At 55.4% G+C, this 14,215-nt stretch carries 14 protein-coding genes and 1 tRNA gene; 11 read left to right on the top strand and 4 right to left on the bottom strand.

The window, feature by feature from the left end; all coding sequences use genetic code 11:
• Positions 1 to 51 precede the first annotated feature (51 nt).
• The 9 genes from AC2FF7_RS02615 to AC2FF7_RS02575 all read left to right on the top strand — a co-directional run bounded on the left by AC2FF7_RS02615 (position 52) and on the right by AC2FF7_RS02575 (position 8,928).
• A complete protein-coding gene (locus AC2FF7_RS02615; RefSeq protein ID WP_480867088.1) occupies positions 52 to 1,206 on the top strand; it encodes an aromatic ring-hydroxylating oxygenase subunit alpha in 1,155 nt (384 codons plus the stop codon).
• A 48-nt stretch (positions 1,207 to 1,254) separates the two neighbouring features.
• Positions 1,255 to 1,494 carry a hypothetical protein gene (locus tag AC2FF7_RS02610; protein WP_170751500.1) on the top strand — a complete coding sequence of 80 codons (240 nt, stop codon included), beginning with the start codon at positions 1,255 to 1,257 and terminating at the stop codon, positions 1,492 to 1,494.
• Between the two features lie 112 nt (positions 1,495 to 1,606).
• On the top strand, positions 1,607 to 4,027 hold the full coding sequence (locus AC2FF7_RS02605; RefSeq protein ID WP_496905149.1) for a GcvT family protein: 2,421 nt from the start codon (positions 1,607 to 1,609) through the stop codon (positions 4,025 to 4,027).
• 103 nt (positions 4,028 to 4,130) lie between these two features.
• Positions 4,131 to 5,603 (top strand): flavin-containing monooxygenase, encoded by a 1,473-nt coding sequence (locus AC2FF7_RS02600; protein ID WP_480867084.1) that lies wholly within the window; start codon positions 4,131 to 4,133, stop codon positions 5,601 to 5,603.
• 1 nt (position 5,604) lies between these two features.
• The gene (locus AC2FF7_RS02595) at positions 5,605 to 6,579 is read left to right on the top strand and encodes an alpha/beta fold hydrolase (protein WP_496905148.1); all 975 of its coding nucleotides are present in this window, start codon (positions 5,605 to 5,607) and stop codon (positions 6,577 to 6,579) included.
• 84 nt (positions 6,580 to 6,663) lie between these two features.
• Positions 6,664 to 6,740 (top strand) — tRNA-Met (locus AC2FF7_RS02590).
• Between the two features lie 285 nt (positions 6,741 to 7,025).
• Complete coding sequence (locus AC2FF7_RS02585; protein WP_496905147.1) at positions 7,026 to 7,556, top strand: GNAT family N-acetyltransferase; 531 nt, start codon at positions 7,026 to 7,028, stop codon at positions 7,554 to 7,556.
• A gap of 202 nt (positions 7,557 to 7,758) precedes the next feature.
• Positions 7,759 to 8,163, top strand: a complete 405-nt coding sequence (locus AC2FF7_RS02580; RefSeq protein ID WP_496905146.1) for a lipocalin-like domain-containing protein — start codon at positions 7,759 to 7,761, stop codon at positions 8,161 to 8,163.
• Between the two features lie 474 nt (positions 8,164 to 8,637).
• Positions 8,638 to 8,928: a YMGG-like glycine zipper-containing protein gene (locus AC2FF7_RS02575; protein WP_496905145.1), complete on the top strand. Its 291-nt coding sequence runs from the start codon at positions 8,638 to 8,640 to the stop codon at positions 8,926 to 8,928.
• Positions 8,929 to 9,066: 138 nt separating this feature from the next.
• On the opposite strand, the gene AC2FF7_RS02570 is transcribed toward AC2FF7_RS02575, so the two are convergent.
• Entirely contained in the window at positions 9,067 to 10,062 is a 996-nt protein-coding gene (locus AC2FF7_RS02570) for an AraC family transcriptional regulator (RefSeq protein WP_496905144.1), read from the bottom strand.
• Between the two features lie 264 nt (positions 10,063 to 10,326).
• The gene (locus tag AC2FF7_RS02565; RefSeq protein ID WP_496905143.1) at positions 10,327 to 10,542 is read right to left on the bottom strand and encodes a GNAT family N-acetyltransferase; all 216 of its coding nucleotides are present in this window, start codon (positions 10,540 to 10,542) and stop codon (positions 10,327 to 10,329) included.
• Between the two features lie 455 nt (positions 10,543 to 10,997).
• Here AC2FF7_RS02565 and AC2FF7_RS02560 point away from each other — a divergent pair, with 455 nt between their 5' ends.
• Positions 10,998 to 11,447: a DUF411 domain-containing protein gene (locus AC2FF7_RS02560; RefSeq protein ID WP_496748740.1), complete on the top strand. Its 450-nt coding sequence runs from the start codon at positions 10,998 to 11,000 to the stop codon at positions 11,445 to 11,447.
• A gap of 72 nt (positions 11,448 to 11,519) precedes the next feature.
• Here the strand turns inward: AC2FF7_RS02560 and AC2FF7_RS02555 are convergent, their stop codons facing one another.
• The gene (locus AC2FF7_RS02555; protein ID WP_496905142.1) at positions 11,520 to 12,167 is read right to left on the bottom strand and encodes a Spy/CpxP family protein refolding chaperone; all 648 of its coding nucleotides are present in this window, start codon (positions 12,165 to 12,167) and stop codon (positions 11,520 to 11,522) included.
• A gap of 74 nt (positions 12,168 to 12,241) precedes the next feature.
• Entirely contained in the window at positions 12,242 to 12,730 is a 489-nt protein-coding gene (locus AC2FF7_RS02550; RefSeq protein WP_496748742.1) for a RidA family protein, read from the bottom strand.
• Positions 12,731 to 12,953: 223 nt separating this feature from the next.
• Here AC2FF7_RS02550 and AC2FF7_RS02545 point away from each other — a divergent pair, with 223 nt between their 5' ends.
• Positions 12,954 to 14,186, top strand: a complete 1,233-nt coding sequence (locus tag AC2FF7_RS02545) for a flavin-containing monooxygenase (protein ID WP_480714496.1) — start codon at positions 12,954 to 12,956, stop codon at positions 14,184 to 14,186.
• Positions 14,187 to 14,215: the final 29 nt, after the last annotated feature.

The raw sequence follows: 14,215 nt of genomic DNA, 5'->3' as shown, positions 1-14,215 counted from the left end.
CTTCCGCCAAAACGGATGAAACGCATCCAGCAATACCCTCAGGAGAGCCCGATGAACAAATATAGCCCGCTGTCCTCGGTTCTGGCCGATGTGAATGTGGCCAACGGTCTGCCGAACGAGCATTACATCGACCCGGTCGTCTTTGCCGAGGAACGCAAGTCCGTCTTGTATGCGAACTGGTCAGGGATCGGGTTCGGCAAGGACGTTCCCGAGGAAGGCGATGCCAAACCGGTCGATTTTCTGGGCATGCCCCTGTTGATCGTGCGCGACCGGGATGGTGAAATCGGTGTATTCCAGAACACATGCCGCCACAGGGGCATGATACTGGTCGACACCCCCCGCAAGATCGGCGGCGCGATCCGCTGCCCCTACCACAGCTGGTGCTACAGCCTGAAAGGCGAGCTACGCGCGACCCCTCATGTGGGCGGCCCCGGCCACAACACACACAAGGATGTCGACCGCAAGGATCTGGGTCTTGTCCGAGTCCGTTCGTATGTTTGGCGTGACGTGATTTTTGTTAACGTGGACGGCAACGCCCCCGCATTCGAGGACGCCAACGCCGCGCTAATGGACCGTTGGAAAGAGTTCGACAAACCGGTGCATCACGGTGGCGAGACCTCTTCGTTCAAGCTTGAGGTCAAGACCAACTGGAAGCTGGCAGTCGAAAACTATTGCGAAAGCTATCACCTGCCTTGGGTCCACCCCGGCCTGAACAGCTATTCCCGGTTGGAAGACCATTACAATATCGAAGAGCGCGGGCATTACTCGGGCCAGGGTACATTGGTCTATCGACAGCTGACCGATCAAGACGGCGCTACCTTTGATGATTTTGACGGCCTGAGCGACAAATGGAATGAGGGCGCGGAATATGTGGCGCTGTACCCGAATGTCCTGCTGGGCGTGCAGCGAGACCACGCCTTCGCAATTGTGCTGGAGCCGGTTGACCACGAAAACACGGTCGAACACATCGAGCTTTACTATGCGAAAAGCATCGACGAGACACCGCAGCACGACGGCTTGCGCGCCTCGAATGCGCAGCTGTGGAAGACCGTATTCGAAGAAGACGTCTTTGTAGTCGAAGGGATGCAGAAAGGCCGCCACGGAGTGTTGTTCGACGGAGGTCGTTTTTCGCCCGCGATGGACGGTCCGACCCATAACTTCCACCATTGGGTTGCCTCGCAGATCGAAAATGGTCGCGCAGAGTAAGATAGCGGGCTGGTCGGCTTTTTGCTGATCGGCCCTGACGGAGACCCGATGGACAAGACCGATCTGGATCGCCTGCTGCTTGAGGCCCATGATCACAACGATCATGGCGCCCTCATTCGCTATTACACGATGGCCGCAGACGAACGCGAAGCGGTGCAGGATATCGACGCGGCCTGTTTCTATCTGACCCATGCCTTTGTGTTCGCTCTGGAATCCGGCGCGCCTGAGGCAGAGCCCCTGAACGCACGACTGGCCGCCTACGGGCGCGCTCATCGGTTGGAATTCTGAGATTAGCGTCAGGTTAAACTCGCTCAACTCAACTTGAAATTTATGTCCGTTGTCCGCGCAACACCCTTGGTGACACAAAGCGCGAAGAACCCAACTTGGATATGGCAGGCTCATGAAAACGAATGCACAGGCGGTGGTAATTGGCGGCGGGGTGATCGGGTGTTCTATCCTGTATCATCTGACCAAATTGGGGTGGTCAGATGTGGTGCTGCTGGAACGGGACGAGTTGACCTCGGGCTCAACCTGGCACGCGGCGGCGAATATCCACGGGCTGCATGACAGCACCAATATCAGCCGCATTCAGCACTATACCATGACCCTGTACAAAGAGCTTGAGGCCGAAACAGGCCAGAGCTGCGGCGTGTTCCAGCCCGGCTCGCTCTATCTGGCGCAGACCCAAGAGCGCGAGCATCAGCTTCGCCTGCAGGCGGCCAAGGCCAAGCTCTATGGCATGAATTTCTATGAGATAAGCATTGAAGAGGCCCAACGCCTGAACCCTCTGGTCAACTATGACGGCATCCGCTGCGTGATGTTCGAACCCGATGGCGGCAATGTGGACCCGTCGGGCGTGACCAATGCCTATGCGGTGGGCGCGCGCCAGCGCGGGGCCGAGATTCATCGTTTCACTCCGGTTACGGCAACCGATCAGCAAGAGGATGGCAGCTGGATCGTGCGCACCCCCAAGGGTGACATCAAAACGCCCTGGGTGGTGAATGCCGCCGGTCTGTGGGGCCGCGAAGTGGCGCGGCTGGCGGGAATCGAGCTGCCTCTGCAGCCCACCGAACACCAGTATTTTGTGACCGAGGCAATGGCAGATGTGCAGGCGCATGGCACCCGCCTGCCCTCGGTCAGTGATCGGGATGGAGAATATTATCTGCGGCAAGAGGGCAACGGCCTGTTGGTCGGGGCCTATGAGAAAGACATGAAATTCTGGGCCGAGGACGGCACGCCGCTGGACTTCGCCCATGACCTGTTCCCCGACGATCTGGAGCGGATCGAAGAGAACATGATGAACGCTATCGAACGCCTTCCTGCTGTAGGTGAGGCCGGAATCAAGCGTGTCATCAACGGCCCGATGATCTGGTCTCCGGATTCGAATGTCTTAATGGGGCCGGTACCCGAGGTTGATGGCTATTTCTGCTGCAACGGCATCATCCCCGGATTTTCGCAATCCGGTGGCATGGGCCTTATGGCCGCGCAGTGGATCATCGAAGGCGAAACCCAATACGACATGTTCGCCTGGGATATGGCCCGCTTTGACACCTGGGCCACAAAGGAATTCACCAAAGCCAAGGTGCAGGACCAATACGCCCACCGCTTTGCAATCCACTTCCCGAATGAGGAGCGCAGCGCAGGCCGCCCTGCCCGCGTGCGCCCGATCTACGAAACCCAAAAAGCCATGGGTGCGGTATTCGGCCTGAATGTCGGCTGGGAACATTCGCTATGGTTCGCGGATGAGCCGTGCACGGTGGATACCAACGGCTTTACCCGCCAGAACTGGTGGGCCCCTGTGGGCGAAGAATGCAAGATGTTGCGCGACCGAGCAGGCATCATCGACATCTCGAACTTTGCCAAATACGTCTGCAAAGGGCCGGGTGCCGAGGACTGGTTGAATGCAGTCTTCGCCAACACCATGCCCAAGGCGGTTGGCCGGTCTTGCTTGACGCCGCTGATCTCGAAACGCGGCGGCATTGCCGGGGACTTTACTGTCACCCGCGTGGCCGAGGATGAATTCTGGATCATCGGCTCGGGTATGGCCGAGCGATATCACAAACGCTTCTTCAAGCAGGTTCCGCTGCCCAAAGGCACCACATTCGACAGCCACACCGAAGCCATGTGCGGCTTCAACGTCGCCGGTCCGAAATCGCGCCAGATCCTGCAACGCCTGACCAACACGTCGCTGGCAACCGAGGACTTCCCGTTCATGCGGTCCGCGATGATCGAGCTTGCAGGCGTCGAAGTTCTGGCCCTCCGCGTGTCCTTCACCGGCGATCTGGGGTGGGAGTTGCATTGCAAGACCGAAGATCAGGCGCAGCTATATGAGGCACTGCTGGAAGCTGGCAAAGAATTCGGTGCAGGCCCCGTGGGCAGTCGCGCACTGATGTCGCTGCGGGTCGAAAAAGGCTATGGGTCATGGAGCCGCGAATACAGCCCCGAATACTGGCCGCACGAAGTTGGGCTGGATCGTTTGTGCAAGTTCGACAAAGACTTCCTGAACAAGGAGGCCGCGCAAAAGGTTCTTGAAAACCCTGCCCGAGAGCAGCTGGTCCTGCTGCATCTGGATGAGGCCGACGTGACGGCGTCCAATGCCGACGCAACCGGTGGTGAGCCGATCTTCAAGGACGGAAAAGGGATCGGCCGTGTGACCTCGGGCACTTATGGCTACACGGTCGGTATGTCCCTGGCGCTGGGTTATGTCAAAAACGCTCAACCCGGGGATGAGGTCGAAGTGATGGTGCTGGGCCGCCCGCACAAGGCCACCATCCTGCAAGAGCCTCCGTTCGATGCAAAAGGTGAAAAACTGCGCGCCTAATCGAACCGTGATCTACCCCTGACCCTACGAGACCCTATCCACGCGCCCTGCCCTGCCTATATCCTTCACATACCATCTGGATCGTTTTGGGAGGGGCGGGCGCGTGGAACACAAGACCGACATGCTGATTATTGGTGCCGGGTTCTCGGGGCTGATCATGGCGATTGAGGCCCGTAAGCGCGGGATTACCGATATCGCGATCCTTGAAAAAGCGGGCGATATCGGCGGCACATGGCGTGAAAACACCTATCCCGGCGTTGCCTGCGATGTGCCTTCGCATCTTTATTCAATGGCCACTCATCTGAACCCTGACTGGAGCCGCGCATACGCAGGCGGGGCGGAAATACAGGCTTATCTGCGTAAAGTCGCACAAGACGAAAGCTTGTACGATCTGTGCCATTTTCATCAACAGCTTAAGTCCGCGCGGTGGGACGGAGCCCGATGGCAGGTTGAAACCGAAGACGGGCAGCATTGGTCGTCGCGGATACTGGTTTCCGCCATAGGCGCACTGCACGTGCCCAGCATTCCAGACATCCCCGGCGCGGACAGTTTTACCGGGCCAAGTTTCCACTCTGCCCAGTGGAATCACGACGTCTCTTTGTCGGGTAAACGTATCGCGGTGATCGGCACCGGAGCCTCCGCAGTCCAATTCGTCCCCGAGATCGCGAAAATGGCGGGGCATGTCACAATCTACCAACGCAGCGCCCCATATGTTCTGCCGCGCCCGGATGGCCCAATCGCGCCGTGGGTCCGCAGGCTGTACCAGCGTGTTCCCATGTTACCGAAATTGCGCCGAAAGCTGATCTACATGGTATTCGAATACCGCCACCGGGTTTTTCGCGGAGAAAAAGGCGCTGTGAATTTTGCCATGAAGATGTGGCGCTCTGCCATGGAAAAGGCGATCAGTGACCCGGACGAGCGCGCCAAGCTTACGCCCAACTACCAAATTGGCTGCAAGCGTATCCTCAGCTCGAACGACTGGTATCCAACTCTTGCGCGTTCCAACGTGTCTGTTGTGCCGCAGGGCGTGACCTCAATCGAGGGCGATCAGATCACAGCTGCGGATGGGTCCCAATCACAGGCCGATATACTGATCTGGGGCACCGGATTTCACGTCACCGATATGATCGAGTACCTGAATATCTCGGGCGACGACGGTGTAAGCCTACGCGACGCATGGGCTGACGGAATGAAAGCCAATCTGGGTACTGCGATTGCAGGCTTCCCGAACTTCTTCATTCTGCTTGGGCCCCATACGGGATTGGGGCACAATTCTGTGGTGCTGATGATAGAAGCGCAGGTTCGCCATATCGGCCGTGTTTCGGACGAAATGCAGCGCGACGGTCTGCAGGTTGTAACGCCCGACCCCAAAAAACAGGCGGCCTTCACCCAAGAAATGCATGACCGGCACACGGACAGCGTTTGGCAGGCTGGCGGATGTACGTCATGGTATCAGGACGCCCAAGGCCGCAACACCACGCTATGGCCCGGCACTGTATCCGAATTTGAAAAGCGTATGGCGCGCTCGGGGTTAGAACATTACCAACCCCTTCCTTCCCAACACGCGGAGAATTGAGATGAACGTAATTCTGATCCTTGTCCTTCTGATCGCCGTATTTTTCGTGGTCATGAATGTCTGGACCCGAAAACTGACCCGCGACGGGCTTGTCCGTGTTCCTCAACTGGGTCAGATCACTCCTGTGCGTGGGGGCAATATCCACTATGTCGAAAAAGGCGACCCCTCCAAACAGACGCTTGTGCTGATTCATGGCCTCGGTGGGCAGCTGCAACACTATACCTATGCGATGGTCGACCTGCTGGCCGATGATTACCACGTCCTCGCTGTGGACCGCCCCGGCTGCGGCTACTCGACCCGCGATACTGCTGAACTGGGCCGGCTACCAGAACAGGGCCGCATGATACAGGAGTTTCTGGACACCAAAGGCGTGTCTGATGCAATCCTTGTCGGGCATTCGCTCGGGGGGGCGGTCTCATTGGCCATGGCATTGGACTATCCTGAAAAAACAAAAGCATTGGCCCTGCTGGCCCCGCTGACACAGGTGATGCCCGGGCCGCCCGCCGTGTTTAAACCGCTAGAGATCCGCACCCAATGGCTGCGCACCTTTATCGGCAACACCATTGCCGTTCCAATTGCCGCAAAAACTGCCCCACATACACTTAGCGCGGTGTTTGATCCCGAACCGGCGCCCAGTGATTTTCTCGACCGCGCTGGTGGGGCTTTGGGCCTGCGCGCTTCGGCATTCATAACCGCTTCGCAGGACATTGTCGGCATTGACGAAAGCCTTGAGGGACAAGTGGCCCGCTACGGTGACCTTAAAACCCCCGGAGGCATCCTGTATGGCGCACAGGACGCGATCCTTTCACCCGAGGCACATGGCGCTCCGATGGCTCAATTCGGCCTGGCCGAAGAGCGGCTTGAGGGGCTGGGTCACATGATCCCGATAACCGCACCCGACGCCTGCGCCGACTTCATACGTCGCATCGCCAAAAGCACAGTAGAGGTGAATAACTCCGATACCGGAACGACGTGAGACTGGGTCAAAAAAGAATCTGGCACCGGGGCCATTTCCCTCTTGACCCTCTTGGGCCCCTCGCTTAAATCGCCTCTCACCCATGGCGGAGTAGCTCAGTTGGTTAGAGCAGCGGAATCATAATCCGCGTGTCGGGGGTTCAAGTCCCTCCTCCGCTACCAAATTCCCTTAACAATATCAGAATACTGGATGCATTCTGGCATCACTAGTAGCGATGTTTCCCTGTTCTGGGTGACATTTTGGGTGACAGCTGACGATTTTTGCACCTGGTTTTCTTGTGAGCGGACATTGATGCACACCGCAGCGAAGGACCGCACCGAGCCCTTAGCGGACCCTAATCTGACAATACTGCGCCGCTCCGCAGCGAACGACCGCTCTGAGCCCAAAACAGAAATAGCCTGAAGTTTAAAATGGGTGGTATTAAGACAATCAGCATCTGAGAAAACATGACACCGCACTTGGCAAATATCCCAATTCTCGAAACACAGCGCCTACGCCTTCGCGCACCGCGGGCGTCTGATTTCGAGCCATTCGCCGAGTTCCGGATGTCAGAACGGGCGGTGACGGTCGGCGGTCCTTTCACACGCACAGAGGCTTATGCTCAATTCGGTGAACTGTTTGGCCATTTGGTTCTGCGTGGATTTGGTCGTTGGATCGTCGCCGACCGCTTATCTGATGAGCCTTTTGGCGTGGTAGGGTTGTGGTTTCCCGAAGGTTGGCCTGAGCCTGAAGTAGCTTGGTCTGTTTTCGAAGGCGGCGAGGGTAAGGGCATCGCTTTCGAAGCCTCGATTGCGGCTCGCGAGTTTGCGTATTCAACTCTCGGTTGGACGACCGCAATCAGCTTGATTGTCGAAGACAATCCCCGGTCATTTGCCCTGGCAAAACGCTTGGGTGCTAAATTCGAGGCACCTTTTCATCACCCTGTGCTGGGAGCGATGCAACTCTGGCGTCATCCCGGGTCAGAAAATCTTCCCTAGTTCACGCTTGGTGCCTTTTAGATTGATTGGCTTGGGTTCATGGCATTGTTGATAAACAACTAAGTCGGCCAAGCAAAACAATGATGGAATGGAGCGGCAGCAAAGTTTGCGAGGTCGATTTTGTGTCCAGCGCAGGGAATGACAGGACCGAGCCCGACCCAGTCGTTGCCGGGTAGCCATTTGCTGAGTTAGCCTTGGCAGAATGAGGACGACCATCTCGATAATCGGAACATGGGTATTGAAGAGTTTTGTCACCGAGTTTGACGACGGCTCCACTCTCCTGCCCTATGGCGACAACCCGCAGGGCCGTATTATCTACGCGGGCGATGGATTCATGTCGGCTCATCTTTGGAACCCCGACACGCATGTCGAGGGAACGAACTCAAATGGCGACCCCAGTTACTTCTCGTATTGCGGTGATTGGTCAATTGAAGGCGCAGTCGTTCGGCACCGGGTTCATGCTGCGACCGAGGCATCTTGGGCCGGGCAGGACAAATTGCGAACCGTGAAGCTAATTGGCGAGCTTTTGGAATTGACAGCGGAAGGGGTCGTTTTCGGGGGAAAACAAGGACGGGGTATTTTGGTTTGGGAACGCCTGAAAAGGTAGGCGACAGCGGCAATCGGCGAGCGATCACTTCGTTTGCAACTTGGGAAATGCAGGGCCTAGTTGCGAATGTCGGTTTAGGGCTGCGACCTACCACTGAGCCGAAGAGCGCAATCTACCACTTGAAGCTTTAAAACCCCCTTCGTTTCTAACCGCAATTTTCTCGATTAGCGAATTTTCGTGTTATCAATTTTGCGCTTAACGGGGGTTTTACCATGGCAGATGCTCAGTCGATTTCAGATGATTGGGGTAGAGTGACTGTGCCTGATCATTTTGGCAGACTCTGCATTCCAATGTGATCGGCAACTTTCTTACCAATCAACTAATTCTGCCTCAGGTGATCAGAATGCTGATCCGACTAATGTCCCAAATTCAAACATATCCGTCCCAGTGCGACAAGAATATCACCCGTGTTTCCATCAAATTGATTGTCAGAAGGCGGACACGAAGGACGCCACTGTCAGAAAGGTTGGAACCATGACAAACGCAAAGAAAACCACTCTACTTTCCGCTCTCGCCGCCGCTATGCTGCTGACGCTGACCATGTCAGCTCAAGCCGACTATGTCGCCGAGAAAGCCGTTAAAGGTGCAGTAGCAGGGGCGGTGGTAGCTGAAGCCACTGGGGGCGACGCGGCTGAAGGCGCAGTAGTTGGAGCCACCGTCGGAGCCGTTGCCGGTGCCGTGCAAAAGAATGATTTCGAAGATCGCCATGACAACTTCGACAACAACGGCCACGGAAACGTAAAGAGCCACCACAAGAAGCGCTGATTTCCGGTGCAAAAAGAACACCTGGAAAGGTTTACACCTTCCAACCTGGGTCAGAGTTTTCTGACCTTCTGCCTCAAACCCGGTTGGGACAATTCCCGCCGGGTTTGTTGCTGTCTGGTAGGGGAGGAACCCAAGTGGCTACAGTGCCTTCAAATAGTCTCGGGGGCTTACACCAGCCCATCGGCGGAAGGCCGTTGAAAACGCCGCATGATCTCCATAGCCAAGGTAGAAAGCGATTTCTGAAATGCTGAGACCATCGGCCAGATAGGTCTTGGCGAGGTCGAACCGAAGATCCTCAACCACCTCGCGAAAGCTGGTGTTTTCTGTACCGAGTTGGCGGGTCACCGTGCGTCGACTCAAACCCAGTTCCGCAGCAACCTCGTCAGCTGACAGCACATGACCGGGGAGACGCTCGATGATGAGTTTTTCGATCCGGGCGCGAAGGCTGTCCATCCCATATCCACCCTTCTTCAATTGGGCAGCCCCCAGTTCGGAAAGGTACTCGACCAAATCCGGGTCATGGTTGGCAAGCGGCATGTCCAGAGTTGTCTTGCCGAACACAATTCCGTTGAAGTCGCCACCGAATTCCACGGGACCGCCAACAAGCTTCTCGAAGACACGAGGATCCGTCCCAACCTCGTGGCGAAAACAGAGCTTATGGGGGTGAAAATCAGCGCCTGCAAGAGTTCTCAGCCGAGCCAGAAGACCAAATACAAGGAACTCCTGAAAACGGTGATGACGCAGCAAAGCGCCATCGGTGCCGGAAACTCCCATGGCATCTCTTTCATCCGTGCGAAAAAGACGGAGCTCAATGGCCGGGTCAGCCAGGACGTAGAACCGGGCAGAATTTTCAATCGCCTGGCGCAAAGTGTCGGAACTCCTGGCGATATAGGCCGTTAAGGTGTGAGCCTGCCGAAACTCCTGTCCGGCACGGGCGGCAAAGGTGATATCGCCAAGCGAGCGGCAGACTTCCCGTATCAGCGTGGCTTCCTGTTGAGCTGTTATGCCGATCTTGTCCTGTTGCTTCGGATCAACCCCAACCCTACGCAGCAAACGGGCCAGAGTTTCCTGACCAATCTCCCTTGTGGCTTGGTCACAGACAAACACAAAGCGTTCATTCTTCTTAGGCTTCAAAGCGTTTTCTGCCCCGGTTGCAAATTCCCTCCACCTTACGCGCTTGCGAATTTGGGACAAGTGTGGGCAGCAATTTCAGACAGATACCGTTTGCTAGCAGAACAGAAGAAACAACCAGAGTTTGCAGTCCAAGCTAGCCTCGGCCGGGCTGTCTCGTTTGAAGGTTCTGTGGTTTAAGAATGCTGGTATTTCGTTTGGGCGGGTAGTTCGGATATCGGTTACACAACAACACACCAAATTCCGCTTCCGTCCACCGCGTGTTACTCAGGGAAAGACGCGGGGATACGCTGGTAGCACCCCGCAAGGAGCCAGCAGGTAACAGTTCGCCTCTGGGTGATCTACGAAGTTAAACGGAGTAAACAGCACGTTGCCTACGATCTTCCCGTCGCGTTTGCCGCTGACAGATATCGTGCCCGGGCGTTCGAGGAAGTCTTCGGCAAGCCGAGCGATGTCGTCGCCTTCCTCTTTTCCGAATGCCAACAGGTGGACGTCTACTAACTGCCGCTGTTGAGAAGCCGCTGCAATGGGGTGTTGACCTACGTCAAAGCATAGGTCTCCTGATTGCAGCTAGTTTGGTTGGCACATGGAACAGAACAGTTGGATCAAGCACTCGCGCAGAGCGGCATTCTTGGCCATAGTGATTGCATTGTCAGGGTGCACGGGCAGGCACCACCAAGGCAATTGGCATGGCCACGGCTTAGAAGGTTGCTATGGACCTCACCACGACGTTGATCGCGAGGTCAATTGCCGAACGCTCGAGTGAACTTGAGCCATACGCGACGCAACTCACAAAACGTTTGGCGACCAGTGTTATTTGGATTGAGATTCAGATCTTGTATCGAAACTGCCCGTTTGATGCTTAGTCCGGCAACATTGAAAACTTTGGCCCTGGCACAATATCCTTGTAGTCCCATGAGGAAGCGGAGAAGAGACCAATGAAACGACGCGAATTTTTACTAGCGGGTACAGCAGCAGTGTTGGCCACTCCTTCCGTCGGACAAGAAGCCCCACTCATCAAAGTCTACAAGACGCCAACCTGCGGCTGTTGTTCCGCGTGGGTAGATCACCTGATTTCCGCAGGATTTCGCGCCGATACGCTAGACGTGGGACAGGAGCAGCTGTGGTCGCTTAAAGAACAAATGAAAATCTCAGATGGGCTTTCCAGTTGCCACACTGCAATTGTTGGGGACTATTTTGTCGAAGGTCATGTCCCGGCAGAAGATATCTATCGGCTTTTGTCCGAACATCCTGAAGGCCTCGGCCTGACAGTTCCAGGCATGCCAATGGGATCGCCCGGCATGGATTTTTCAGACGAACGAGAGCCCTACGAAACCTTGCTCGTTGGTCTGGATGGGACGACGAGTGTGTTTGCTCGGCACAGCTGAGAGATTGGATGAAGGGCAATCAGATTTCCCAGCTCTATGTCCAACATTAGTTTGCTCTGATTTCAAAACGATTCAGCTGCAACCGTTGTGTTTTTTCCACATGGCTGGGTCGTGGCCTTCAGGCACACTAGAACACGGGTCGTTCGCATACCCTCTTAGAATGTTGTATTGCTGGATTTGATCAGCGCTCAACAGCGGTGTTGTTTGCAGGTGCCGGGACAGATGAACCAGTCGTAGTTCGGCCCTGGCAGCTTCGGCCTCTTTAACAAGTTTGTTTAGCTCGGCTAAGTCAAGCTGGTCACCGGCAAACGCTTCACTTAACGCCGCTTCGGCCTCAATAAACCGCTCGCCTGCGACGATTGCCTGTTTGCGCATTTCTGAATAGATCGCTTCAATTCTTTCCACCTGATCCTTCGAAAGTCCAAGTTCATCTTGCAATTCGAGCAAGTGTGCTGGGCCCGGTTTGCCATTCAGCTCCGCAGGTAAAGCAAAACCCCAACCTCCGCCGCGCCGCAGCTCTTCTAAATCGGTCTCTGATAAGCTTTTGATGGTCCGGGATTGCAGACCGGCGTACGGTGTGACTTCAGCGTCGTGGGTGTGACTTTGCGCGAGTGCTTCTTGAGAGTATTGGATCGTACAAAGCGCCGTTACAATCAGAAACTTAGGCATAAACTTAATCATGAAGTCTCCTTTCTGGCTCACCCAGATGCCTTCTTCCATACAGTACTTCTGCTCGGCGAAGCGACATTCCTGCTACTTTTTGACCAGTATGTCGTTCCGGATCCACGTGTATTCTAGACCGTTGAGACAATAACCTCTGCTTCGATTTCAATTGGGAAGTTGATTGGTAGACCTGCCACCCCGACCGCCGTACGTGAATGGCGGCCAATCTCTTCTCCAAAGACGTCAATGATCAAATCCGTGAAACCGTTGAGAACCGCAGGCGTATCGCTGAAGCCAGATTTGCAATTGATCATCCCATGAACTCGGCACCACCCCGTTATTCTGTTTAGACTGCCAAGTTCGCGCTTTAGACTGCCGAGAATAGAAAGCCCGACTTTGCGTGCTGAGGCGTAGCCCTCTTCCACAGACACATTTTCTCCGACTGCTCCAAATGGACCGGCAGGTGTACCGTCTGTTTCTTGTGGTCCATGACCAGATATGAACGCCCGGTCGCCCCGAACGTTAATCCACGGAAATGGCAACACCATACCAACAGGCAATTTCAGCGGCGCAGGTAAAATGATGTTGTGGTCTATCAATCGCTGTTCGGCGTCGATCATGGTACCTTCCCTCGCAGGCCATGCAAGGATCTTACCATAAACCATGCCCAAAGTTGGCCTCGACCACCAAACTTTGCAAGGTCCGCTTTGTCCGCAAAGCGGTCGTTCAGACGGCCACGTTGCGCGGCGCTGCAGCGAATGACAGCTTTGAGCCCTGAGCGGACATTGATACGTTGAAGCAACTAGCTGTCGCCGATAGAGTTTCATAGAGAGGTTTGCTGCTATGTACACCCTGATTGACACTGTGGTTGTGGGCGGAGGTCAAGCTGGTCTTTCCGTTAGCTGGCACTTAAAGCAGGCTGGTCATGATCACGTTGTTTTGGACCGCGGGCAGATTGGCGACACATGGCGTAACCGTTGGGACTCGTTCTGCCTGGTCTCTCCTAACAAACTCTGCCGACTTCCAGGTTTCCATTACGATGGGGATGATCCCGATGGTTTCATGCTCCGCGATGAGATCGTCAAGTACATCGAAGACTATGCGAGCAGTTTTGGTCCGCCCTATCGAGGGGGCGTCGAGGTGGCTAGAATCGAGGCAAGTGCAGGACCGGGTCGGTTCAAACTAACCACATCAGATGGCGAAATCAGAGCGCAGAACTTGATCGTCACCGTTGGCACGCATCAACACCCGAATATACCAAGTTGGCACTACGATCTGCCCGAAAGAGTTACTGGCATACATACGTGTGACTATCGCAATTCAGCGAGCCTACCGGATGGTGCGGTGTTCATTATTGGAAGTGGTCAGTCAGGGTGTCAGGTCGCCGAGGACCTGCACTTATCCGGGCGCGACGTACATCTCGCAGTGGGCAGTGCTGGCCGCATCCCACGTCGCTATAGGGGGCGCGACATTTTTGAATGGGACTTGGCGACTGGGTACATGAACATGGCGGTAAAAGACCATCCCAAAGGGACAGCTATCCGGTTCAAAGCCCATCCACATCTCTCTGGGCGAGAGGGTGGTCGTATTATTGATCTGCGCCAGATGGCGCTCGACGGGGTCAAGCTACACAGCAAGGTTGAGGGTGTACAAGACGGGTGTCTGATTTTGGCGGGCGGACTTGAAGAGACGCTCAAGACAGTGGACGATGTGTGTCGCGCGGAAATGGAGAGCATCGACACGTTCGTTGCAGAGAATGGGCTCGATGATCCCAAGGAAATTGTTGTCCCGATCAACTGGCAGCCCAAACCTGAACCGCCGTTCTTCGACTTGGCTGCAGCAAATGTTTCAACCGTCATATATGCAACTGGGTTTCACCGCGATTTTGGATGGATCGACTTGCCAGTCTTCGATGAGAGTGGCTATCCGCTATATGAGCGAGGTACTACGGAAATAGCAGGCCTGTACTTCTGTGGACTGCATTGGATGCATACACAAGGGTCTGGCCTGTTTTATGGCGTGGGCGAGGACGCGGAGTACGTAGTTGATCACTTGATTTCAACTTCGGACAAATAAGCTACGAGACAGCCTAGAGCCCAGCTTGG

The organism is Ruegeria sp. YTSC325 (assembly GCF_059609525.1).
The sequence above is the reverse complement of the archived record's forward strand: the minus strand, read 5'-3'. Positions and strand labels throughout refer to the sequence as shown.

Bases quoted from the DNA above. Each gene is read 5' to 3' on its own strand.
- AC2FF7_RS02545 (WP_480714496.1), top strand. From the start codon at position 12,954: ATGTACACCCTGATTGACACTGTGGTTGTGGGCGGAGGTCAAGCTGGT.
- AC2FF7_RS02555 (WP_496905142.1), bottom strand. From the start codon at position 12,167: ATGGAAGAAGGCATCTGGGTGAGCCAGAAAGGAGACTTCATGATTAAG.
- AC2FF7_RS02605 (WP_496905149.1), top strand. From the start codon at position 1,607: ATGAAAACGAATGCACAGGCGGTGGTAATTGGCGGCGGGGTGATCGGG.
- AC2FF7_RS02575 (WP_496905145.1), top strand. From the start codon at position 8,638: ATGACAAACGCAAAGAAAACCACTCTACTTTCCGCTCTCGCCGCCGCT.
- AC2FF7_RS02550 (WP_496748742.1), bottom strand. From the start codon at position 12,730: ATGATCGACGCCGAACAGCGATTGATAGACCACAACATCATTTTACCT.
- AC2FF7_RS02560 (WP_496748740.1), top strand. From the start codon at position 10,998: ATGAAACGACGCGAATTTTTACTAGCGGGTACAGCAGCAGTGTTGGCC.
- AC2FF7_RS02595 (WP_496905148.1), top strand. From the start codon at position 5,605: ATGAACGTAATTCTGATCCTTGTCCTTCTGATCGCCGTATTTTTCGTG.
- AC2FF7_RS02615 (WP_480867088.1), top strand. From the start codon at position 52: ATGAACAAATATAGCCCGCTGTCCTCGGTTCTGGCCGATGTGAATGTG.
- AC2FF7_RS02585 (WP_496905147.1), top strand. From the start codon at position 7,026: ATGACACCGCACTTGGCAAATATCCCAATTCTCGAAACACAGCGCCTA.
- AC2FF7_RS02610 (WP_170751500.1), top strand. From the start codon at position 1,255: ATGGACAAGACCGATCTGGATCGCCTGCTGCTTGAGGCCCATGATCAC.
- AC2FF7_RS02580 (WP_496905146.1), top strand. From the start codon at position 7,759: ATGAGGACGACCATCTCGATAATCGGAACATGGGTATTGAAGAGTTTT.